This window comes from Streptomyces sp. NPDC001068, from assembly GCF_042897315.1.
Classification (GTDB): domain Bacteria; phylum Actinomycetota; class Actinomycetes; order Streptomycetales; family Streptomycetaceae; genus Streptomyces.
On the sequence record NZ_JBIAYD010000032.1, the window covers coordinates 12457 to 35517 of the forward strand.

At 68.2% G+C, this 23061-nt stretch carries 12 protein-coding genes and 2 pseudogenes; 5 read left to right on the plus strand and 9 right to left on the minus strand.

The genetic code is table 11. The features are described 5' to 3' along the window. The first annotated feature begins 464 nt into the window (after window positions 1–464). A complete protein-coding gene (locus ACFY3I_RS43150) occupies window positions 465–1790 on the plus strand; it encodes an XRE family transcriptional regulator (protein ID WP_390866423.1) in 1326 nt (441 codons plus the stop codon). A 367-nt stretch (window positions 1791–2157) separates the two neighbouring features. Here the strand turns inward: ACFY3I_RS43150 and ACFY3I_RS43155 are convergent, their stop codons facing one another. Both ACFY3I_RS43155 and ACFY3I_RS43160 read right to left on the minus strand, forming a co-directional pair. Next, window positions 2158–2847 (minus strand): alpha/beta fold hydrolase, encoded by a 690-nt coding sequence (locus ACFY3I_RS43155; RefSeq protein WP_390866434.1) that lies wholly within the window; start codon window positions 2845–2847, stop codon window positions 2158–2160. A gap of 56 nt (window positions 2848–2903) precedes the next feature. Then, window positions 2904–4526 (minus strand): alpha/beta fold hydrolase, encoded by a 1623-nt coding sequence (locus tag ACFY3I_RS43160; protein WP_390866424.1) that lies wholly within the window; start codon window positions 4524–4526, stop codon window positions 2904–2906. A gap of 600 nt (window positions 4527–5126) precedes the next feature. Here ACFY3I_RS43160 and ACFY3I_RS43165 point away from each other — a divergent pair. From ACFY3I_RS43165 to ACFY3I_RS43175, 3 genes and pseudogenes are all read left to right on the plus strand, one after another. Next, complete coding sequence (locus tag ACFY3I_RS43165) at window positions 5127–5987, plus strand: alpha/beta fold hydrolase (RefSeq protein ID WP_390866425.1); 861 nt, start codon at window positions 5127–5129, stop codon at window positions 5985–5987. A gap of 344 nt (window positions 5988–6331) precedes the next feature. Continuing rightward, window positions 6332–7795 carry a CoA transferase gene (locus ACFY3I_RS43170; protein WP_390866426.1) on the plus strand — a complete coding sequence of 488 codons (1464 nt, stop codon included), beginning with the start codon at window positions 6332–6334 and terminating at the stop codon, window positions 7793–7795. 286 nt (window positions 7796–8081) lie between these two features. Then, window positions 8082–8183: pseudogene (locus tag ACFY3I_RS43175) on the plus strand (saccharopine dehydrogenase); the annotation flags it as partial. Window positions 8184–8860: 677 nt separating this feature from the next. Here ACFY3I_RS43175 and ACFY3I_RS43180 read toward each other — a convergent pair. The 4 genes from ACFY3I_RS43180 to ACFY3I_RS43195 all read right to left on the minus strand — a co-directional run bounded on the left by ACFY3I_RS43180 (window position 8861) and on the right by ACFY3I_RS43195 (window position 14665). Continuing rightward, window positions 8861–9937, minus strand: a complete 1077-nt coding sequence (locus tag ACFY3I_RS43180; RefSeq protein ID WP_390866427.1) for a zinc-dependent alcohol dehydrogenase family protein — start codon at window positions 9935–9937, stop codon at window positions 8861–8863. 1543 nt (window positions 9938–11480) lie between these two features. Then, window positions 11481–12056: a transcriptional regulator gene (locus ACFY3I_RS43185; protein WP_390866428.1), complete on the minus strand. Its 576-nt coding sequence runs from the start codon at window positions 12054–12056 to the stop codon at window positions 11481–11483. 5 nt (window positions 12057–12061) lie between these two features. Further along, the gene (locus ACFY3I_RS43190) at window positions 12062–13603 is read right to left on the minus strand and encodes a helix-turn-helix domain-containing protein (RefSeq protein ID WP_390866435.1); all 1542 of its coding nucleotides are present in this window, start codon (window positions 13601–13603) and stop codon (window positions 12062–12064) included. Window positions 13604–13657: 54 nt separating this feature from the next. Further along, entirely contained in the window at window positions 13658–14665 is a 1008-nt protein-coding gene (locus tag ACFY3I_RS43195) for a YdcF family protein (RefSeq protein ID WP_390866429.1), read from the minus strand. Window positions 14666–15383: 718 nt separating this feature from the next. Between ACFY3I_RS43195 and ACFY3I_RS43200 the strand changes: the two are divergent. Beyond that, window positions 15384–15668 (plus strand): annotated as a pseudogene (locus ACFY3I_RS43200) (ISAzo13 family transposase); the annotation flags it as partial. Between the two features lie 180 nt (window positions 15669–15848). On the opposite strand, the gene ACFY3I_RS43205 reads toward ACFY3I_RS43200, so the two are convergent. From ACFY3I_RS43205 to ACFY3I_RS43215, 3 genes are all read right to left on the minus strand, one after another. Next, window positions 15849–21440 carry a GH92 family glycosyl hydrolase gene (locus tag ACFY3I_RS43205; RefSeq protein WP_390866430.1) on the minus strand — a complete coding sequence of 1864 codons (5592 nt, stop codon included), beginning with the start codon at window positions 21438–21440 and terminating at the stop codon, window positions 15849–15851. Between the two features lie 437 nt (window positions 21441–21877). Beyond that, window positions 21878–22186, minus strand: a complete 309-nt coding sequence (locus ACFY3I_RS43210) for a hypothetical protein (protein WP_390866431.1) — start codon at window positions 22184–22186, stop codon at window positions 21878–21880. 56 nt (window positions 22187–22242) lie between these two features. Next, window positions 22243–22626 carry a DJ-1/PfpI family protein gene (locus tag ACFY3I_RS43215; protein ID WP_390866432.1) on the minus strand — a complete coding sequence of 128 codons (384 nt, stop codon included), beginning with the start codon at window positions 22624–22626 and terminating at the stop codon, window positions 22243–22245. Between the last annotated feature and the right edge of the window lie 435 nt (window positions 22627–23061).

The following is a 23061-nucleotide window of genomic DNA, read 5'->3' on the forward strand; positions in this document are numbered from 1 at the left end:
CCACTGATGGGATGACAGGGCGGTGCGAGGTCGGGATGCGCAACGGACAGGGCTCCCGTGCCGTTGAGGGAGATGTTCGACGTCTCAACTCAGCAGCACAGGAGCCCTGTTGGTTCCGCATCCTGCCGCACTCGACCTGCCTCACGCCCTGGTCGAGTGGGTCACGATGCTCATCGTCACTTCCACGCCGGCAAGGGGCGTTCGGTCAGAGCGGCTTCGAGTCCGCTCGGAAGGTCGATGAACACGGAGCTTTCCCTTCTGGGGTGGGTGCACCGGGCGCGTGAGAGCACGACGGCGCGTCGCTTTAGGTGCGGGAGGTGTCCGAATGTGCATCGAACGCGTCCGGGGATGAACGAGTACATCCCAATGCACCTGAGCAGCACAGGATTTGGGGGTCGTCCCGGGGTTGTCCCGTGCGCGCATTCGCTACTCTCTGGATGGCTGTCGATGGTGAGGTTGATTCCGTGGACGAACCGATCCGGCATCCCCTCGCGTACGCGCGGTTTCTGCGCGGCTGGCCTCAGAGCGAACTGGTGGCCCGGATGCACAGGGCCGCGCGGATGCGCCCGGAGGGCCTGCGGTGCGGCGCGGACAAGGCAGCCGTCAGCCGGTGGGAAAACGGCCGGAAGAAACCCGATGCCGAATCACAGCTCCTCATCGCTGACGCGTTCGACGTTCCGGCCTCCGACCTCGAACGCTATCCGTGGCCTCACTGGCTGCCCGGCCGCGAGGAGCCGGTGCAGCTCGGGTCGACGTACACCGTCCACGCCCTTCGAGATGCACAGAGAGCCGTGATGGACCACGAACGCCGAACCTTCCTGACCTACAGTGCACTCGCCCTGGCGGGGCTTGCCTCGCAGTGGGCCACGCTGGAACCCGACCGCCTCACCCCTGCCGCCGACGGCACCTACGTCGACGACGCGCTGATGAGCTGGCTGGAGGAGACCGGCACGAAGCTGACAGCACTGCCCACAGAGAAACGCCAGTACATGATCAAACTGGCCGAAGCGCACATGGACACAGTCACCGACCTCCTGGAACGCGGCCGCTCCAGCGACCCCACGAAACAACGGCTGCATCTGCTGGCATCGTCGCTGGCAAGTACATGCGGCTGGTACCGGTTCGACCAGGGCCAGCACTACGCTGCCGGGAAGCTGTGGCACGCGGCTCTGTCCAACGCGCACACCGCCCGGGACCGGGATCAAGGAGCGGGCGTCCTATCAGACTTCGCCTACCAGGCAATCTGGCTCGGAAAGCCTCAGGCCGCCGTCGAGCCCCTGAGTCAGGCCCTCATCCACACCCGGCATCCCGCGGCGCGGTCCGCGCTCCATCTGCGCCGGGCCCGCGCACACGCGGCGATGGGAAACGCCGGCGCATGCCTCCAGGACCTCAAAGATGCCGAAGTCGCGCTACTGACGGACACACCGGACCCCGCGCCATCCTGGTGCCAGTGGATGAGCACCGCCGACCTGGCCGTGGACTCCGGGCAATGCATGCTCGATCTCGGCCGTACGCAGGAGGCACACAACCGGATCGAAGAGGGGCTGTCGCTGCTGCCGCGCTCACGGGACAAGACAAGGGGCGTGTTCCGCACCTACGAGGCGCGGTCCCTGATCCAGGCCCAGGAAATCGAACAGGCCCTCGCCGTCTCCACCGAGTCACTGGACCTGGCGCAGAGGATCGGCGCCGTGCGCTGCGTGAAGCTAGTACGGGATCTCGCCCCGGCATTTCGGCCGTACAAGTCGGTCAACGGAGTGCCCGAACTCCTCGAACGCCTGCGTGCGTGCTGAACGAGACCGCGGTCGCCGAAGGGCGCCCTGGCCATGGTCACCCTCATGTGGGGCCCGTACGCCGGGGCCGCCTACCCGCTCGTCTCCGCCACCGCCTGATCCCGCGTCAGCCAACCTGACGTGGTCCAGAACCTGCCGCCCTTCGACGGGCTGCACCAGCGCAACGAAACGACTGGGTAACCTCCGGGCTCGGGAAGTCGACCATACGCAGCGGCGCGGTGCGGGTGATCAGCCGCAGCTGTCCGTCGGCGTCGCGGCCGCGCAGCAAAGTCGCCAGGGACACCAGTGCTTCTGTAGCCACGCAGATGGCGCCTTCGGCGGTGGTCAAGTCCACCGCATGATCACACAGCTGCCTGTGTCTGCGGTATCAACGAGCGGTTGTGCCTCCTTCATCGGGCTGGCGCGGCGTGTTGGCGGCGAGCAGTTCCTGCAGAAGTTCGGCGATGGGTTCGGGCTGTCCTACGAACGGGGAGTGGCCGGTCTGCCACTCACGCGTGTCGGTGCAGCGCGAGGCCATCTTCCACTGCAGGGCCGGGTCAATGGCCCGGTCCTGCGCGCAGACGACGTAGGTAGAGGGAGCGTGCTTCCAGCTGTGGTGCTCTGGGATGCCACGTCCGCAGCAGGGGGCCTGCGCCCGCAGGAGGCCGACCGCCCAGGCGGCGAGAGTTTCGGGGCAGTCACCGTAGAGGGTGTCGGCAGCCCTGTCGGGGTGCAGGCTGGTCGCGCCGTCGGGCTCAGGGGTGATCGCGTTCTTCAGCTGCTGGGACGCGCCACCCAGACCGGCCGCGCTCTCGCCGGCATCTGGCACGAAGGCCGCCAGATAGACCAGATGTCCCGCCCCGCGCAGCCCGGTGATCACTGACTCGCCGTTGGAGTGACCGAGCACGATCGGAGGCTCTGGTAGCGAGTCGATGACAGCCTGGACCGCGGCTGTGTCAGCGGGCAATGAGCCCCGGTGGAGCTCGGGAACGACGACCTCCGTTCCTGTGCTTCGCAAGCGTTCCGCCACCAGGACGAAGTGTTCGGAACGGTGATACCGGCCATGAACGAGCACCACAGCGACCAATGCGCGCGTCTCCTCGGGTCGGTGTCAGACGAGTGGTCCAGGGCCGGTCAGCCGTACCGCTGCAGCAATCCGTCCACGTACGCCTCCAGCCGTTCTCCCAGGACTGCTGACGTCAGATCGTCCCGTCCCAGGTCACGCCACGGTCCGGCCAGCTTCGCCGCGTCGGGGCAGTAGTGCAGGGCGTCGAGCAGCCGCCAGTACAGGTGGTCGGGGTCGTCGGCGAGGTCGCGGCCGCCGTGTGCCTCGTACCGCTCGCGGAAGTCCAGCCCGTACTCCGGCCCGTGCAGCAGCGCGAGCGCGGTCGAGCAGTGCGCCACGTCCAGGTCCGCAGGTCCCCACGAGGTCTCGACCCAGTCCACGACACCGGTGATCCGCAGTCCCGGCCCGGCTCCGGTGAAGAGCACGTTCCCGGGGTGGAAGTCGCGGTGCAGGAAGCAGCCCTCGTACGGCGGCGGGTCGCGCCGGAGTACGTCCACGGCACGCTCCCACAGAGAACCGTCCGAGGTCCGGACGCGCTCCGGGGACGTCCACGCCTGGTAGGTGCGCGGTCTCTCGGCCGGTACGACGCCGTGGACGCGGACGAGTTGGTCCGCAAGCAGATCCAGGCGCCGGTCGAGGTCCTCCCCGTCCACGCGGACGCGGCCCGGCAGCGCGGACATCAACAGGGTCGGGTGGTCACAGTGTTCGGCCGTGGCGTCCACAGCGACGAACCCAGGAGCCGGGACGCCCTCCTGCCCGGCGAGCAGCCCCAGGACGGACGCCTCACGGGCAAGCAGTCCGGGCCCGTGGTGGCGGAAGAACGGCCTCACGAAGGTCCGTTGCACCAGGTCCGTACCGTCGTCGAGTGTGAGCCGGCGCATCTGGGAGCTCCAGCCACCGGACAGCAGGCGGGAGTCGGCGACCGACCGATTGTTGCCGATCTGCTTGGCCACCCACGCCCGCGTGGCCGTCCAGCCATAGTCGCCGAGGCCGGTCAGCACCGCCTCGACGAACCCCCGCCTGTCCTCGGCGCGATCGCGGAACCACATTCCCAGCTGGTGCTGCGCGTCTGGAAGGTCGAACCGCGTGTACTGGGCGCGCGCGGTCAGCGCGTCCTGGACGGACTCTGTCACCGCGGGTGGGATCACCGCGTCCGTGCCCGGCACAGCGAGCACCGCCCGGCCCTCGTACGCCCGCAGCACCTCAAGCGCGGGCGACTGCCGCCAGCCGTCCGGCCGCCGGATGATCTCGCTGAACCGGCCGTTCCCGACCCCGAAGGGCACGTCCCACGCCTCGGCGGTGTACACGGCGGGCGCGCAGAGACCCAGCGCCGCCACCCGGTCCCCGTAATGCCGGACCAGATCCGCCACCGTCTGCCCGCTCATGCTGAACCCCACCAGGACCAGCGGTCCGTCCGCCCCCGCGTACGTGTCGATCACCGCGACGGCCTGCTCGAACCGTCGCCGCAGGCTTAACTCGCTCAGGTTGCAGGTGCTTTCACCGTGCCCGGAGAAGTCGAAGGCGACCCCTCGACAGCCGTGGGCCACGAACTCCCGCACCAGAGGAAGCAGTCGCTCCGTGCTGCTGGTACCTGCGCCGTGCAGCACCACGGCGGTGACCCCGGACGGATCACCGCCGTACACACCGCTGAGTCGTTCACCGTCGTGGTCGTGCGTGAAGTCGAAGAGCATGCCCCTATTCACTCACGCCGTGACCTCCCGTTCTTCGAGAGTGCCACTGCAGGCACCCGACCCTGGCCTTTGCTCTTCCAGCGGCGGCTGAGTTCGGCGGCGTACTGCGCGCGGGGGCCGCCTGCGGCGGCGGCCCAGCCGGTGGCGGCCACACCAAGATCGGAAAACCTTGAAAAGGCCCTGCGTCATCTCTCGGATAGATGGCCGCAATCTCATACTTTCATTGGACGACACCGGTTGTATTCGGCGACCCTGTTCATCAGATGAGCTGTCCAAAATAGGAACATCCGCCTTGTTCCTGAAGGGAGCCAGGATCACAACGATCTTCAATACTGCTCCTGGACGCTGGGACAGGTTCATGCGCCGCAGGCAGTCGCTGCAGGTCCTCCGGTCTGCCGGTCTGGTTCTGTGACGACGTCATGCATTCGCATCGAGGAGACTCCGACTATTTCGCCGCAAAAAAAATCTCCTTTCATCATTGTGGCGAACACGTCCGACAACTGGTGGTGGGGGCAGATGTGGCGGCCCGGGGGCCAGACCTCCGGAAGTTTTTCCCGCGACCGGCGGGAGCGTTTCGAATTTCTCAGACAGGAAGTTTTCATGACACTCTCTTCTCTTGATATTTCCGACTCCTTCGTGGAAGTCGATGGGATCCGCTTCGCCTACCGTGAGTTCGGCGCGGCCACCGGTACTCCCCTCGTCTTCCTGAACCGGTTCCGGGGCACGATGGACGACTGGGACCCGCTGTTTGTTGATGCGCTCGCCCAGGAGCGACCTGTGATCCTGTTCGACAATGCCGGCATCGGGCGATCCGGTGGCAGGGCTCAGGGCACCGTCACCGAGATGGCACAGGCTGCTGCAGCCTTCGTCACCGCCGTCGCCCAGGGGTCGGTGGACGTGATCGGGTTCTCGCTGGGCGGCTACGTCGCTCAGCACCTGGCCCTGGGCTTCCCCGAGATGGTGCGTCGGGTGGTTCTCGCGGGCACGGGGCCAGGTGCGGGAGACGGCATTTTGCCTTCAAAGCCTCAGGTCGGGCCGCTGCGATCGGCACCGGAGATGGATCTGGCGGCGCTGCGTGTCCTGTTCTTCACCGAGTCCAGGGCGGGGATACGAGCCGGGGACGGGCTGTGGGAGCGGACGCACCGCCGCGTGGACCGGGAGCCGGAAGTCAGCCCCGACTCGTATGAGCAGCAGATCGCCGCCATCAAGCACTTCTCGACGGGCGGCGGCGATGCTGCCTACCCTGAGCTGGGCCGGCTATACCATCCCGTTCTGGTCGCAAATGGCAACGACGATGTGATGATTCCGACGATCAACTCGTTCATCATGTCGCAGCGTCTGCCCAACGCCGAGCTGGTTGTCTACCCGGATTCCGGGCACGGCTTCCTCTTCCAGTACGCGGAAGTCTTCGCCGCACGTGTCAATGAATTCCTCAACCGGGCTGAGGAATCGGTGGCGTAGGGTCCTACTTCGACGTGACGGGGCAGATCCTGCCGGTCACCAGTTCGATGGCTGCCATGAGCCTGGAGATCGTGCTCGGACTCGCGGAACAGCGTGTGAACGGTGATCTCCAGGCCGCGGCCAGGGCATGGGCACCGGCTGAGTGTGGCTTCAGTACTTCGGCCGGCTCGACATTTCTGACGGTGACGGTGCATGCGAGCGAACTCACCTCCGCACGGCGGGCCGTCACGCACCGGCCGATAGGTCAGCGAACGAAGCTTCTCCGTCACGGTCTTCCGTAACCTAGCGCACGCCGCTCGAGTAGTCGTTTTGTCTTCATGAGTCGAAAGTAAGGTGCTGATCTGATGCGTTCAGAGACGGAAAACGCGACGGACTTCGTGGGCCATGCGTCGGCCAGCGGACCGGGCATTATCCTTGACGGTCTGTACCGAGAACTCGGAATAAATGAAGCCGAGATTGGCGGAAAAGTGTCGATCCAAGGTGCCGACCCGGTGGCTCCTTCGGTGCACCGCATCGGTGACGCGGCTGCGGCCGCCCTCGCGGCCCTCGGGACAGAGGCTGCCCTCGTGTGGCGGGAGCGCGGAGGGCAAGGGCAGGATGTGGCAGTTTCGGTGAACTCCGCTCTATACCAGCTCATGGCCATACATCTGACCCGAATCAGGGATGTCGGCGTATTCGAGATCCTGGAAGACCCGAATTTGCTCGGGTACAGCGACTTCTACCGGGCCGGGGATGGGCGCTACATCCATGTGATGATGCCCTATCCCAAATTGCGTGACATCGTCTGCGCGGTGCTCGACTGCCCGCCCGACCGCCAGCGGATGGCCGATGCCATCGCACACTGGAACGCCTTCGATCTCGAAGAGGCGATCTGTGCTCGCGGTGGTACAGCAACCGCGGTGCGCACCCAGGCGGAGTGGCGCACCCACCCGCAAGGCCGACAACTTGCGGACAGCCCGCTGATCCGGATCGAGAAGATCGCCGACTCCGAACCTCAGCCGTTCCCGTTCTTGGACGTGACACACAGCAACGCCTTGCCACTCAGCGGTTTGCGCGTACTCGACAACACGCATGTCATCTCCGGCCCCATGGCGACCCGGATGACTGGGGAGCTGGGCGCCGACGTGCTGCACATATCCCACCCGGCGAACGCCGACCCGAACTGCATGATCGTCGAGACCGGGATCGGGAAGCGCGCGGCCTTCTGTGACCTGACCCGGCCAGCGCATGCGCAGAAGTTCTGGCAATTGCTCGCCGAAGCCGACGTGTACGCGAGCAACTACCTCGGTCTCGACGAGAAGGGATTCGGTCCGCTCGCACTTGCCGAGCGCCGGCCTGGCCTGGTCGTGCTCGAGGTCCACGGCTGGGGCACGGCCGGTCCGTGGTCACGACGCGGCGGATTCGACCAACTCGCCTGTTCTGCCACCGGTTTCGCCGCTGAAGAAGGGTCTTTCGACGGCCCCTGCATGCCTCCTACCCGTCTTCTCAATGACTACATAGCGGCCATTTTCGGCGCTGCCGGAACGGTCGAAGCCCTGCGCCGCCGGGCCAGGGAAGGCGGAAGCTACCGGGTTCATGTAGACCTGGCCAGAATCCCCATGTGGATTCAGGATCTCGGTCTCTTCCCGCGCCACCTGGTGGCGGACCTGCCGGTCCCCGACCCAGCTGCGGTAAACGCCGAACTGGTGACCGTTGACGGCCCGTTTGGTGAAGTGACTTACTTGCCGACAAGGATCAGCTACTCGACACTCCGCCCCCGTCTGATGCGTTCCGCCGAGCCATTGGGTACCTCCCCGCTGACCTGGTAGCCGCCGACCGTCGGCAGACTCCATCGTGCACCCCTGGCACATTGAACAACTGCAGGCGGGTGCCGTTCGGAGCAGGACTGCGCGCACGGACGGGATCCTGTCCGCAAATTCGTTCCTGCGGGCACAGTGGTCTCCATGAGGTGAAGGCGACCCGGTGGCCGAGCTGTCAACCCGCGCGTTTCCCCCACCGCGCCGTTCAAATCTAATCGGAATCGTGAAAGTGCCCTCTGAGTCAGAGGACGAGCCTGCCGAAAGCCTCTGCCGTCCGACTGGAGGGCACTTTCCCCACATCGCCTACGCCCTCAGCAGCTGGCATCCCACTGCCGGCACCCGCCTGTCCGGTGCCCTCTCCCACGAGCGCGGTGGCGACGTCCGCCTGCGCTGCCGCGTTTCGTCTTCGTATCCTCCCCCGCCCAAGATCGTGTGGTTCGAGGTCTTTCGGACGAGCAGGTGCAGCCGACCGTCGTGCACGGCGAGGGAGACGTCCCCGGGCCAGTCGGACAGACCGATACTGACCGCGGCCTTGTCGGTGCGTCCGGATTCTCGCCTCGGTCCGGCATGGGCGGCTTGGGCTCGCGGTCGTCAGTCATCACCTTGCGCTGGGCCGACCGGTACGCTGCCTCGGCATCGTTGTAGTCATCGACGGCGCCGGGGGCGGCGCCCCATGTCCACACGCCGTCGCAACCGCGGACCAGATGGTGCAGTCATGCCTGCGCGGGTTCCGTATTGACGAGGTGAACGACCCCCTTGAACACGGCCAGAGCCGAAGCCAGAGGCAGCTTCGTCCTCGTCTCGGTCTTGCGGGGCTGAGACCACTGCGGATTCCCGGCGGCCCGCTCCAGCTCGCTCTCCCACAGCGACGTCCGACTGATTTGCAGGTCCCGCGAGCGTGTCCTCATCACCGACTCGGAGCCGGCGCCCCCGGGACGATGCCGTGGCACGGGAGCGGGCAGCCTGTACCTCCCCGCATCTGCCACGTGTGACGGGGAAACTCCATGAGACCACGGACGCAAGACAGTGGCCCGCCGACTTGCACTATGGGCCGGTGCCACTGTCTGACGCGTGCTACCTGGTGCCGTGGGACGAGCCGTCCTCAAAGAGGAGGTAGGGCTTGGCGCCGCGCGCGGGGGTTTCAGCGAGCGCGAGAGCTTCGGCGTACTGCTCGAGCGGGAATGGCTGGCCCTGGGGGATGGTCAGCACCCCGTCGGCGACCAGATTGCGCACCTCGGACAGCGCGTCCAGCGCATCAGCGGGTGAGGTGGTGCCAAACCAGCGGTTCAGCCAGAAGCCACGGACCGTCTTGTTTTCGTATATGACCGAGCGTGCCTGGAGCGGGATCGTCAGTGCGGACGGTTCGGTCTGCCGATGGGTGGAAAGCGCGCCGTAGACCACGAGACGCCCGCCCGGAGCCAATGCTTGGGACACTTGGGCACCTACCTGGCCCGCGACGCAGTCAAGGGCTTTGGACACACCGGCCGGTTCTGCAATCTCGGCGATCCGCTGCAGCAGGTCCTCGTCCTCCGTACAGATGACCTCGTCGCCGCCCAGCGCCTTGATCTCCTCGACCGCGTCGCGCCGCCGCACGACATTGATCGTGCGGATGCCCAGATGTTGGGCCAGCTGAATGACCAGCCTGCCAACCGTGGAGCCGGCAGCTGTCTGCAAAAGCCACTCCCCGGGCCGCGCGTCGAGTTCACGCGTCACCAACAGGAGTGCGGTCAACGGATTGACAGCGAGTTGGCAGGCGTCTGAGTCGCTCAGATCGTCGGGGACCGGCAGGAGCGTATGGACGTCGGCAACCAGGAACTCCTGCCATGTGGCGGCGACACGCGGCCCGGGTACTGGTGGGATCGCGACGTTCACCACACGCTGGCCGATCTTGAGGGCTTCGGTGTCCGAGCCCAAGGCCTCGATACGGCCCACGCATTCCATATGACCACCGACGGTGGGGAATTCAGGGGCGAACCCGTAGCGCCCACGCAATACGTGCAGATCGCTGGCGTGAACCGGAGTCGCCTGCACGCGGATCAGCGCTTGGCCGGCATTCGGGGTGGGAACGGGCCGGGTTTCCATCCGTAGGATGTCGGCCGGTTCGCCGATCTTGTCGGCTACCAGCGCGCGCATGGATTCTGGAATGGACATGTGATCTCTCTTTCAGTCGTATTCGGCGTCAGTCGACGGGGCAGCGAAACGCTGCTCGTCAGGTGTTCCGACGAAGTGCTCGCCCAACAGGCGGGAGAAGAGCGGGGCCGTCGGCCGCGGCCGGTGGTTCGCCACCAGACGCTGCGTCTGCCCCTGAAGGTCCCTGCGGGCGGCGGCGGTGTCTCGATCGACTCGGACGAAGTCCGGAGTTCGAACAGGGTGCGTGCGTTGGCCGGCACCGCGCGGACGTATCCAGTTTCACGATCCCGTTCGGGACCTAACTCTCCATGGTCACACCGTCGACCAGGTTCTCGAGCCTGGGTGGGCAGTCGGCGGCGTCCTGCCGTGCAGGGGGGCCGCCACACAGATACGTAGGCATCGTCCTGTCGGTCATGTTGCAGTCGTTTCTCGTAGGGAACCGGATCCTGCGGGCAGCCTTCAGCGGATACCGGAGAAATAACCGTAGCACCATAGCCTCTTTCCTTGAGATAAAAGAAGATGGCATGCATGTTCGATTCAATGGTCCCGATAGGGGGAAGCCCGAAAGGCAGTCCGCCGCAGGCGGGTCGATCTTCGACATTGCTCGGGCCCGTTCCCATCCAAGGCCTTCCCCGCGGCCGACCCGGCCAACGGACCGGAATCCGAGAGGGAGGAGTACTACGTCACCGCACAGAGGTCGGCCGCGCACCCCCCGGAGATCACTACAAGCTTCTTTCAGGTGCCCGTGCGGTCTCCACTCCTCCGCTGCTCACCACGCGGGAGAGCACTCGCACCAAGTTCGAGGCGCCCATCTGGACGCGGTCCCGGGAGCGGCCGGGAGATCAGGCGCATCGATCAGCCGTTGCAAGGGGGTGCCGTGCGCCCAACTTCCGAGCCATGGGCCGTCGATGAGGTGGATGTCGCCCTGGCGCCGAGCCCATTGGATGTCACCGTGGCTGAAGGTCCCCCGGTGCACCACGAGCCGCACAGAGGTGCCCGTCCGGCGGGCGGACCGCGCCGGCTCCTCGTCGGGCAGGGGCTCGGCCACCGGACGGAAGGCCACTTCGATGCGGTGACCCCGACCGTTCCGGGCGCGAACCCGCGGCCGGTCCTGCCCCGTCGGCGGCGGGAGGACCACCCAGCCGTCCCGGCGCAGCAACAGGGACACGGCCAGGACGAGCCCGCCCGTGTCCAGCTCGGCGAGTTCCTCGGGCGTGTAGTGCCCCAGACGGCGACGGGCCAGCGAACGGTGGTGCCGGACCGTGACCGGGGTGGCTACCGTGAGACGTGCCAGTGCCGCCACGAACACGTCGGCCCCGAACGCGCGTTATGTTTCCGCGACGCCCGCCACCAACGCACACACTGCCACCGTGATGCCCGCGAACGCGGGCATCACCTCACGCAGGCCGGGCCCGTAACGGCCCTGGTTGCGCTGTGCACGGATCGCGAGTCGCCGCCGGCTACGGCGTGACGGCCTCCGCTCGGCCTCTGGTCCCCTCCATGCCGCCCAAGTCGGCTCCTCCCACCCCGCGTGCACCGACGTGCCTGCCGGAGGGATTCATGCTCAGGCGGCGAAGCCGATGTTGGTGACGTATTCGTACTGGCCCCACTGGGAGCCGAGGTCGACGACCACGTCGTCCACCCAGGCGGTGTCGAGGGCGTCGTCATCGGCGGCGGCCCATGCGGCGATGATCCGGTCCCAGCGCCGTACGTTCAGCGTCCGGTACTCCACCACGCGCTGCTGGGGGCGGGTGACCTGGGACTGGTTGAGGGGGTGGAACTCCACGCGGGTGCCGCGGCCGTCGCGGTTGAGGCGGGCCAGGAGGTAGCGGGCGACGTTCTCACGTCGGACCGCGCGGTAGGCCTGTTCGATCGCGGCGAGGTTGGCGCGGGAGGGGGAGCGGGTGCCGGCGAGCCAGGCCCGGATCGTGCGGGGCGTTGCGGTGAGGCCGGCTTCGCGGGCGGCGGCGCGGGCGCGGTCGGTGCGGGTGAGGTAGTGCAGGCGGGCAAGCAGGCCACGCCGGACCGTGATGGGGGTGGCGACGTACCCGGCGAGGGCATCCAGCTGGCGGGCGACGGCTTCGTGGCCCTTGATGCCGCGGGCTCCGAACTTGCCGAAGTCGAGGTTGCGCTCAGGCATCTCAGTCAGGCCTCTTCCGAAGTCACGGGGTCGGGGTCGCCGACGGTGTAGACATCCTTGACCTTCACCTCGGTCACACCGCGCCCTTCAGAGAAGATAGCGCGCCAGTCACCAGCCACGTGCAGCTCGTCGGTACCCATCGCGCGGACAACCATCAATCCTTCGTCGTAGGCGCGGTGGGCCTTCCACCACAGGTTGGCGAAGGCCTGGGAGCGGATGAGATGCATCCAGTCGGTGCGGTAGAGCTCACGGTTGTAGTTCGACTCCCCCATCGTCGACACGAACTTCGAGTACATCGCCTTGACGTACTCCAATGTCACGTCGTCGCCGTCGGCGATCGCGGTGTCCCGGGCGTCCTTGAGGGTGATCCGGAACTTCTCCAGGAGACCCTCGGTGGCCCCTGACGTCCACGACTCGTGGATGACGGGCGGCTCGCACAGCCCGTACTTCGGGCCGGAGATCCGCAGCAGCAGGCGCAGGGTCGGCTCGGTCACCCACAACGGGCCCGGCTCGTCCCGCTGGCCGATCGGGTTCGGGAGGTAGGCGTCGTGGTCCCAGTCGGGCGGGGTGATCAGGTGGACGCCTGCCCGGCGCCGGTCGTGGTGACCGTCCTCGGTGTGCTCCAGCTGGCCGAGCGGCAGGTGGGTCTTGAGCGCGGACAGGTAGGCGCCGTTGATATCCAGCGCGGTGATCTCGTTGACGCCGGGCGGGAGTTCGGGGCGGGTCCACTTCGGGCGGGCCTCCCACACCTGGTCCGCGCCCCGTGCGGTCTGCTTGCGCAGCACGTCGGGCAGCCACGGATGTGCGACCACGTCGTAGCGGCCGCCCGTCCGGGACTGGTCCAGCAGCGCCATCGCGTCCGGGATCGCCCGCTTCACCAGCGCCGCCGTCGCCGCCACGACATCCCCGCCGTGCTCGGTCAGCGCGGCCGCGACCGCCGAGGAGATCCGTCCTGCGAGCGGGTCCGGGGCGTCGGCGGGCTTCACCCGACGCCCGGCCGGGACCACCTTGACGCCCTGCCGACCGCGCGGGTCCTGCCGTGCCCCGCTGGTCCGGCTGCTCTGTGCCGGACCAGGAACCGATGCCGGGGCAGGAGCCGGTGCCGACTGTGGGGCCGCAGGCGCGGTGGTGCACTCGGCGAGGTCCAGGTGCTGAGGGAACCCGGCAACCTGGTGGCGGGCCGGCTGCCCGCACAGCACACACGGCTGGGGCACGGCAAGCAAGTTGTCGCCGTCGTCGTGGTCCTGTTCGGCGCTGTCGGTGGGCGTGGCGGCCGTCTCGGCAGGGCTGGAGCTGTCGGCGGCCGCGGGGCCGGCGGCCGCCGCCGTGCGGCTGTCGAACGTGGCCTGCGCCTGCTCCAGGAAGTACGCGTAGCGCTCGCGGGACTCGCCCCCGGGCTCGCGGCCGGCTTCCCAGCCGCTGAGCGTCGACGCGCTGACCCCGACCGCCCGAGCCACCTGAGCCTTCGACAGATTGATGCCCTCGCGCAGCTGACGCCGGACATCCGGGCTCGGCAGCGGAACTTTGTCCCGGACACCGGCGAGCAGCGCGTCGCTTGACGGACCCCGGCCCTGCCCGGGGCAGTACGCGCGGCGGGTGCCTCAGTGCTGGGAGATCGCTGTCGCCACGGGCACCGCCAGCAACAGACTGAGCCCGATCAGGGGCTGCCGGTCCAGCCACAGGACGGCGGCGAACTCACGCAGGGTCGCGGAGAGCCAGTACGCGGGAGAGGTCGGCGCCCCCACGACGTGGACAAGGACGCCGACGCGACGGGCCAGCAGGGCCGTGCGGTAGACGTGGAAGCCGCTGGTGACCACCGTGGCATGGTGCCCAGGAGCGATGCGGTCCATGAGAGCCACGCTGAAGCAGAGGTTCTGCCCGGTGTTCACGGAGCGGTCCTCCCGCACGATCCGGTCGGCAGCCACCCCGCGTGCGCGCAGGTAGTCGGCCATGGCGTCCGCCTCGGAGCGCACCTCGTCGTCGCCCTGGCCGCCCGAGACGAGAAACACCACACCGTCTGCGTCCGGTACGCCGGCGTCGACCGCGAGGGCCCGTTCCAGCCTGCGGCGCAGCAGCGGACCGGGCCGGTCGCCGTTGAGCCCGGCGCCCAGGACGACGACATGAGTGGTCTCCGACGGCGGGGTGCTGCGGCCCTGGACGAACACGTAGACGGTGAAGACGAGGAACAGAAGGCTCAGGTATCCGGCGACCGCGTTCACGGCCACCATCAGGGCACCCGCCACCTCGCCCCCAGTGGTCTGGAGGACCACGTCGAGGCCGAGCACCGCCAGCAGGGCGCAGCCAGCGGCGCCGGTGGCCAGCAGGGACACCTGCGGTCCGTACCGCCGGACCAAGACGATGCTGTCAACGAGCAGGAGCAGGCCCAGCGCGAGGGCCATGAGCAGGGCGGCGACGGCGAGCACGGTCACGACAGCGGGGTGAGTCTCCGCACTGCTGGCGGCCTCCCCAAGCCCGGCCGAGGTCACCGCGAGGCAGAACAAAACAGCGGTGGAGAACCGGTACGGCGCCAGCACTGCATGCACGACGCCGCCCACGGCGAACATCGCAGCGGCGATGTACTCCGGGTACTCCGTCACATCCATCACCATCCGCTCTCCCGCACGCCAGGCCCGACACCGTCCGCCCATCGCCGTCTGCGCATTTCCGGACCCGCGCAGCGCTACGGGGCCCCCTGTGGACGCCGCCGGACATCCTCGCAGACTCCTCGGGGTGCGCCGTGCGCGGGCGGGCGCCGACGCGATAAGCCGGAACCGTCGTACGCCCTTCTGTGCTGGGCTACAACGAAGCTGTCTCCCACAGTGGCATCACACTTGGGTCGGTGATCGGCCGCCTGCTTGCTTCGGAGATCTTCGACGGGAAGAGGGACAAGATGCTCGTGGACTTCCGCCCGGAACGGTTCCCTCAGTTACAGCGTGTGGACATGGCAGTTCCGAACATGCAGATGCGTCTTCGTGCGCACGAATCAGGAACGTGACCGGCGCCTCCCCTGATCCCTGCTGGAGCAATACCGCGTCAAGCGACCCCAGCCGTTCGACATTGGGTGAGACTGGACAGGCGGGTCGGCCTGTCGACGGATGACAGCCGGCCTCGCAGGGCGGGGGCGGGGGCGTGGGCGGGGTGCTGGATCTGCCTACGCGCACCAGGGCAAACTGGCGACGACGGCGCCGGTCGCGGCCACGTACGTCGCGATCCCACGCGGCCGGATCGACGCGAAGGAGGCTCTGGCCGCCATCGAGTTGGTACGCGACCTAAGGGCTAGCAGATCATGAAGGTGTTGCTTCCCGTCGCGTCGCTCGTTGACGTGGTATGCGCATTCCGGGCGAGATCCGTACCCAACTCGCCATGAAGTTCGCGGTGATATTCCCGCATCCGGATGGGCGGCAGCGACGACTGCTGATGGCCGCAGAGGCCCGTGTCCTGGGACACGGTGGAGTTCGGGCCGTCGCGCGGGCGGCCTCGGTAAGTGAGACCACGGTCCGCGAGGGCGTGTTCGGGCTGGAGACCGGCGAGGATCCCCTGGGGCGGGTGCGGCGGCAGGGCGGAGGCCGCAAGAGGGGCGCAGATCTCGATCCGGGGCTGCGGCCGGCTCTCTAGGGTCGCTGTCGGGCAGGACGTAGCGGATTCTGTTGTCCCAGCATGTGAGGACTGTGGTTGGTGCCCGTGCGCCGCGCCCGCGGGGAAGCACGGAAAAGCGCCGGTGGGCGGGGCCGTGATCACGGCCCCGCCCACCGGCGGCTTTGCCTGGTTCAGCTCAGTCCAACTCAGTTTGGGTCAGTTTCGGTCGGTGACCTCGAAGTGCAGCCGAACATGGGTCGCCGAATCGGCGCCGGCCAGCGTGACACCGGTCGGCCCCGGCTTGGCCGCCCCCGGAACGCTGATGGTCGCGCCGTGGATCACACCGTCGGCGTTCGCGTGCACGGTGATGAAGGCGAGACCGTCACCGAAGCCGATCCTCACGGCCTCGTTCGGCGCGAACCCACTGGCGTTGACGACGATCGCCGTGGCGCGCGGCCCCGACGTCGTCGACAACAGCACCTCCGGTCGGTACGTCCGCGCCTGCGGTTCATCGGTCACCCGGACGGTGGTCGTCGCCGGAGTCCGCGAGGACGTGCCGGCCGCGGTGATGGCGTACCGGCCGGACTGCGCGTCATCGGACGCCGCCACGGACGCGTGGACCGCGCCCGTCGCAGAGGCCTCGACCGTCACGCTGCGCGCCGGGCTGGTGCCCAGCTTGACGGTCACGCGCTCGCCGGCGGCGAACCCGCTGCCGTTGACGGTGATCGCGTCACCGGCCTCGACGGTGGTGGATGCCGACGCCGAGATCGACGGCTGCACCGCCGCCTTCCCCACGGTCACGGTGAACGTCTCGGTCCGGCTGGACAGCGTGTCCCACGTGGTGACGTGCACGGTGTACGTGCCCTGCTGCACGTACGTGTGCTCTCCGTTGATCGCACCGGACGCGTCGACCGTGGCGTCGGACGGAACCGTGCCGTCACCCCACTGGACGCGGGCCTGGTAGCCCGTCGGGCCGGGAACGCCGCCGGTCACCGAACCGAGGTCCGCCGCGAGGGCCTTCCCCGGGGTGGCCGTCCGGTCCTTGGGAGTGGTGGTCACCAGCGCGGGCGCCGGCGTGCCGTCGTGGGCGACGGCGAACACATGGATCCGGCCGGCGGAACCGGCGTCGCCGGTCTGCTTGGGCAGGGTCACCGACACCAGCGTCTTGCCCGCCGGGATCTCGAACGGCGTGGTGGCGAACAGGAACGGCTGGGCGCTGTCCCGGCTCGTGCCAAGCAGTCGGTAGGCGGACTTGGCGACGACGATGTTACCGAAGGACGGCGTGCCACCTGCGTTGCCGCCCAGCGTCCAGTCGCTCATCTGGATCGGGACGGTGGCGGTGCTGCCGTCGCTGAACGTCGCCGTGCCGGTGGTGTTCTGGTTGCCCTGCGTGCCGGCGCCGATGAACGAGATGCTCTTCGCGTCCGCCGGCAGGTTGAGCACGAGCGTGCTGCCGTTGCCCGTCGCGTTGTCCGGCTGGCCCGCCGGGGTCTCCGGCAACGTGAAGTGCAGCGCCGTGCCGGGCACGTCGTGCTGCTGACCCTGGGTCACACCGGCCGCCTTGAGAGCGGCACGCGAGTACGCCCAGGACTTGCTGTCGCAGTTCGCGGCGAGCGCGCCCTCGTCCCCTATGCAGACGGTGTCGAAGGCGGCGGTGAGGCTGGAGCTCGGCGCGTACGCCACGTCGGCCCCGACCGTGCCCGAGCCCTGGACGGTGCCGTCGTTCACCGTGACGTTCGCCTGGTAGTAACCGGGCTTGGCGTAGGTGTGCGTACCGCTGACGCTGTACACGCCCCGCGAACTCAGAGCCGTGGTGCCCGTGGTGACCGGCGAGCCGTCACCCCAGTCGATCGTGGCCTGGTAGCCGCTCGCGGTGCCCCCGGTGACGGTGGCCAGGGGTGCCGTGACCGCGACGCCGGACGTCGCGTGCAGCCCGCTGCTCACGCCGGCGACCGTGAGGTCGCCGCCACCGAGCTGGACGTCGCCGCCCGCGAGCAGTTCCACCTCGGCGAGGTTGGTCTGCGCGCCGCCGGCGGTCTCCTTCACGATCAGGCGGAACCGCGTGAACGCCCCCGGATTGCCGATCTTGAACGGGCGGGTCTGGTTGCGCGACGGGAACACCTCACGGTGCCGGGAGTCGAGCGTGGTCCAGGTGATCCCGTCGTTGGAGGCCAGCAGCTTCCAGTCCGTCGGGTCGCCTGTGCCCGCCCCCGAGGTGAGGGTGTAGTACGACGGGGTCTGCTTGCCGCCGCGGTAGACCCAGTCGATCTGAGGCTCGTCGCCGGCGAAGGTCATCTGCGTCGTCGACGAGTCGTCGAACAGCTTGGACGCGTCCTGCCCGTCGCTGGTGGTCGCGGTGCCGAGGCCCGGACCGGTGGTGTCCTGGAGCGGCTTGGGCACGTCCGTGCCCGTGGTCAGCGACGGCGGCGCGTCGTTCTTGCCGGTGCCCCAGGACGACGGCTGCGAGCCCATCGCGAAGTCGATCGTGCCGCCGTTGACGAGCTCGGCCGAGTCGACGGACACCGCGCGCTGCGTCTTGCCGTTGACCTTCACGCTCTGCACGTAGACGTTCTTGGTGCTGTTGTTCGGCGCGTTGACGACGATGTCGCCGCTGGTGCGGTGGACGGTCATCTTGGTGAACTGCGGCGAGCCGATGGCCCAGTTGGAGGAGCCGGCCTGGAGCGGGTAGAGGCCCAGCGAGCTGAGGATGTACCACGACGACATCTCGCCGTTGTCCTCGTCACCCGGGTAGCCCTGGCCGATCTCGTCGCCGACGTAGACGCGCTGCAGGAGCTCCCGCACGATCGCCTGCGTCTTGGACGGCGCGCCGGCGTAGTCGTACATGTACGGGATGTGGTGCGAGGGCTGGTTGCTCATGCCCAGCTGGCCCATGCGGACCGCCTGCGCCTCGAGCATCTCGTGGATCGTGCCGTTGTATCCACCGGGGTGGTCGGCGTTCTCCGGGGTGGAGAAGAACTGGTCGAGCTTCTGCTCCAGCTGCTTCTGACCGCCGTAGAGGTTGGCCAGGCCTTGGCCGTCCTGCTGCGCGGTGAACGCGAAGTTCCACCCGTTCGTCTCGGTGTAGGCGCCGCCCCAGTCGAGCGGGTCGCCGGTGAGGAACGTGCCGTTGGCCTGGCGTCCCTCGAAGAACTTGCTGTCCTTGTCGAAGAGGTTGACGTAGTTGCGGGCACGCTGGAGGAAGTACGCCGACTCCTCCTTGATCCGCTTGCGGTCGTCCTTCGGCACGGACTTGTCGTCGGCCAGGGCCGCGCCCATGTTGCCGATGCCGTAGTCGTTGATGAAGCCTTCCAGCGCCCACGACACGGACTCGCCGGTGGAGGTCGGCGTGTAACCGAGGAACAGCCCGTTCTCGATGCCCTTGCGGCCGACCTCGCTGCGGCCGGACGCGACGGTGGCGTCCTTGACCGCCGCCTCGTACGCGGCGAGAGGGTCGGGCACCTTGACGCCGTTGAGGTAGGCCTCGGCCAGGGCGACGTTCGCGCTGGTGCCGGTCATCAGGTCGGCGTAGCCGGGCGAGGACCAGCGGGCTATCCACCCGCCGTCGCGGTACTGCTGGACGAAGCCGTCGGCGATCTTGGCCGCGACGTCCGGGTACAGCAGCGAGTAGGCGGGCCACACGGTGCGGTAGGTGTCCCAGAACCCGTTGTTGACGTAGATCTGGCCGTCCACGACCTTGGCGCCGGTCTGCGTGGCGGTCGACGTGCCGGTCGGCGCCGACACCGGGCTCGCGTACTGCCAGTGCGGCGCGGCGGCGGTGCCGGTGTTCTCCGACTGCGAGTTCGGGTACAGGTTCAGCCGGTACAGGTTCGAGTAGAGAGTGACCTTCTGCGTCTCGTTCGCGCCCTGCACCTCGATCCGGCCGAGCCGGTCCTTCCACGCCGCGGTGGCCGCGTCGTGGATCTGGTCGAAGCTCTTCCCGGTGACCTCCAGGCCGAGGTTCTTGCCCGCCTGGTCGACCGAGAGGAACGAGGTCGCGATCCGCAGCGTCACCTGCCGGCTCGCGGAGGTGTCGAAGGTGGCGGAAGTGGCGGAGGTCGCCGTCGGCGCCCGGTCGAAGGTGCCGGACACGAACATCCGGCTGCGACCGGCCGACAGACCGCTTCCGTTGTCCACCCAGCCGGTGAAGGTGCCGCCCGTGCCGATGGTGAACGTGCCGTTGTAGAACACCAGGCTTCCGGTGGCCTGCCCGGACGGGAAGGTGAACTGCATGATGCCACCGTGGTCGGTGGGCGACATCTGCGCCTTCAGACCGTTCTGCGTGGTGACCTGGTAGAAGTCCGGCCGCGCGATCTCGTCGTCGTGGCTGAAGGCGAGCGCGCGCCCGCTGGGTGCCCCGGTGAGCGACCCGCCGGCCGGCACGGGCATGACCGACATCTGGTTGCGGTCACCCATCCACGGGCTGGGCTCGTGCGAGATCGCCAGTCCCTGGAGCGTCGGCAGGTTGGCCGCGTTGTTGCCCGCCTGGTAATCGTACTCCCAGGAGTTGGACGCGGCGTTCGTGACCGGCGTGAAGAAGTTGAAGCCGTTCGGCATCGCCGAGATCGGCAGGTTGTTGCCGCGCGAGAACCCGCCGGACGCGTTGGTGCCGCGCCGGGTGTCGACGAAGTTGGTCAGGCTGGAGCCGTCCACCGGCGTCGGGGTGCCCGACACGGTGACGGCGTCGAGCCAGCCCTGGAACCGCGTCGAGGCGGTGGCCTTGGGGTCGTCGTAGGAGAGCAGGACGCGATCGATCGTCTTGCCGTTCGCGACCGCGCCGATCTCGGACTGCACCGCGTTCCACTGGTCGGCGTAGAGCACCTTCGACGCACCCTGCCCGGCCGCGGTGAGCGCGTAGCCGTGCTGGTCGACGGGCGAGAGGCCGCTCAGGTAGCTGCCGTCGGTGAAGTGCAGGTCGACGGCCGCGTAAGTGGACGGGTACTGGGTGTCCTTGGCGGTGAACTCGGGGAAGATCTTGTACGACAGCCGGGTCTTGGGCCCGACCGGGATGTCGACGTCGAAGAGCTTGTTGGTCGCGTACGAGCGGCCGTCGGCCCGGGCGCCGCCCGAGTAGCGCAGGGAGGCCACTCCGGAGAATCCGGCCCCCGGCTTCATGTTGTAGCCGCTGACCGGGCCCGCTCCGGCGACGCTGACCATCGGGGTGGCCGGCGGCAGGACGTTCGAGCCGTCGCTGATGTTCCAGTCGGCGAGCTGGATGATCGAGTCACCGGCGTTCGCGGTGACGTTCAGCCGGTAGTACGCGTAGGCGGTCGTGTTGGTGAAGCTGTACGTGTTGGTGGCGAACCGGCCGCTGAAGGTCACGCCGGTCCGGGTGTCCAGGTCGTTCCACGTACTGCCGTCGTCCGACCCCTGCACGGTGAAGTTCTTGGGGTCGCGGCCCGGAGCGTCGTTCGCGGAGGTCAGCGAGTACTTCACCACCGCCGAGGGCTTGGCCAGCCGGTACGTCACCCAGCCGGTTTTGGCGAACGCCAGCCACTTGGTCGACGGATTGGCGTCCTTGACGTTGGAGGCGATTTCCCCGGGCGGGTTGTCGGCGCTGGCGGTCACCGCGCTGACCTGGTCGAGCAGGCTGCCGGGCAGTCCGGTGGAGCTCGATCCGCTCAGGTTCTCCTGGACCGGCTTGCCGCTGCCGTCGACCTCGACGGTGCTCGCCGCAGCCTGCGGGTCGGCCGACTCGAAGGAGGAACTGAAGTTGCCGGGCGGCGGCACCGCGGCAGCCACCGAGGGTGCGACGGCGAGCAGCCCCACGGGCAACGACAGGGCTATCGCCGCGCCGGCCCATCTTCGCAAGGACAAATGGCGGGCAGAGGGGGAAGGTGACACGGGGAGACCTTTCGTCATTGGAGGTCGGGAGCATCACGTCGGGGCTCGCCGCGGCTCGGTCCTGGACGGCGCCAGGAGGCGGTTCGACCCGGAGAACAGATCAGTTCGAAGCGGTGCCACGATCGCCGACGCGGGGCGGCGACAACCGCCCGGGCCCCACACATGAGTTGGGGCGAAGGTCCTGGGTCACGCGGAAGCTCCGTAAAGGGATGGGGGACTCGTAAGAGGGGCACACCTGCCGTAGATCGCGGTTAGCGTGTTCCGTTCCAGACAACGTTGTCAAGAGTGGAGAGCGCAACCCCCGTGAAATAGCCCGTTTTTCTTCCCGGTTCGCCCGGCCGTGACCGGGCGGGCGAACCGGGCCCGTCCCGTCCCGCCGAGGTGGGGCCGTGAAGCCCCCCGCTTCAGGCCTGCGGGAGCATCAGTACGTTGAACTCGCCCCTGGGGATGCCGCCCGCGACGGCGGCGTACGTGCCGGTGGTGAGCAGCCCGCGGGCGGCGCGGTCGACGAGGGCGTAGGCGGCCTCGGTGACCGTGCTGCCGACGTTGACGCGCGAGGACGTCGGAGGCCTCGACCGGCCGGGTAGCGGGCAGTTCTGCGAGCGCCAGGTGGGCGGTGCCAGCCTCGCACTCGACCTGCAGCCAGCGGCGCACCAGCGGCGAGGCACCGTCCTCGCGACGCCACCACGGCCGCCGCCCCTCACGAACCTCACGAGCCCGCTTCCTCTTGCCCGAACTCCCTGCGGTGGCCCAGGGCTGCTCGGCCTCCCTAGGCCACCGCTACCAGTTCGGCAGGCGCGAAATCGGGGTAGCCACTGGTATAGGGCGCCTTGGGGTTGCACTCCATCAAGAGTTGGAGGAGCGCTGCTCGTTCATCGCCGAGCTGCGCGCCGACGAGGACGAGGGAGAAGTCAATGCCGGCTGTGACTCCGCCGCCGGTCATCCAGCTGCGGTCAGTGACGACTCGCCCGTCGGTCAGCTCCACGCCAAGGAAACGGGCAAGGACGCCCCGGTAGGACCAGTGGGTGTTGGCCCTGTAGCCGTCGAGCAGGCCCGCCGCAGCGAGGATGAGCGAGCCCGAGCAGACCGAGGTGCCGTACCGGGACCGGTTCCCGAGGCTCGACAGGACGTCGACGCCGTCTTTATCGTTCACCGGTGCGCCCTGCTCGCCCTGGCCGAGGACCTCGGCGCCCGGCTGCGTGCCTCCGGACAGATCACCGCGGCGCTGACCTGCAGCGTGAACTACGCCGACCTCAGCGCGACCAAACGCAGCCGCGCCCCCTGCCAGAGGCGAGCCAGCACACCTTGCTCCTGGCCCGCACCGTGTACACGGTTTACGACTCCCTCGGACTCCAGCGCGCTCGGGTCCGCAGCATCGCTCTGCGTGCCGACAGCCTTCTGCCAGGCAGCCGGGCCATCCGGCAGCTCACCCTCGACGCGGGAAGGTAGAACGCCGAGCGGGTCCCTCCTCACTACGCTTGAGGAGGGACCCGCTAGTAGTGCTTCGTTAGGTTCGTGTTCTGGGTCTGCTGGTGGTGAGGGGGCGGCCGCAGGTGGTGCAGGTGCCGGTCCAGCACCTCAGCAGGTC

Excerpts from the sequence above, each read along its gene's own strand:
- ACFY3I_RS43185 (WP_390866428.1), bottom strand. The coding sequence starts at position 12,056 with ATGCCTGAGCGCAACCTCGACTTCGGCAAGTTCGGAGCCCGCGGCATC.
- ACFY3I_RS43165 (WP_390866425.1), top strand. The coding sequence starts at position 5,127 with ATGACACTCTCTTCTCTTGATATTTCCGACTCCTTCGTGGAAGTCGAT.
- ACFY3I_RS43170 (WP_390866426.1), top strand. The coding sequence starts at position 6,332 with ATGCGTTCAGAGACGGAAAACGCGACGGACTTCGTGGGCCATGCGTCG.
- ACFY3I_RS43160 (WP_390866424.1), bottom strand. The coding sequence starts at position 4,526 with ATGCTCTTCGACTTCACGCACGACCACGACGGTGAACGACTCAGCGGT.
- ACFY3I_RS43195 (WP_390866429.1), bottom strand. The coding sequence starts at position 14,665 with ATGGTGATGGATGTGACGGAGTACCCGGAGTACATCGCCGCTGCGATG.
- ACFY3I_RS43180 (WP_390866427.1), bottom strand. The coding sequence starts at position 9,937 with ATGTCCATTCCAGAATCCATGCGCGCGCTGGTAGCCGACAAGATCGGC.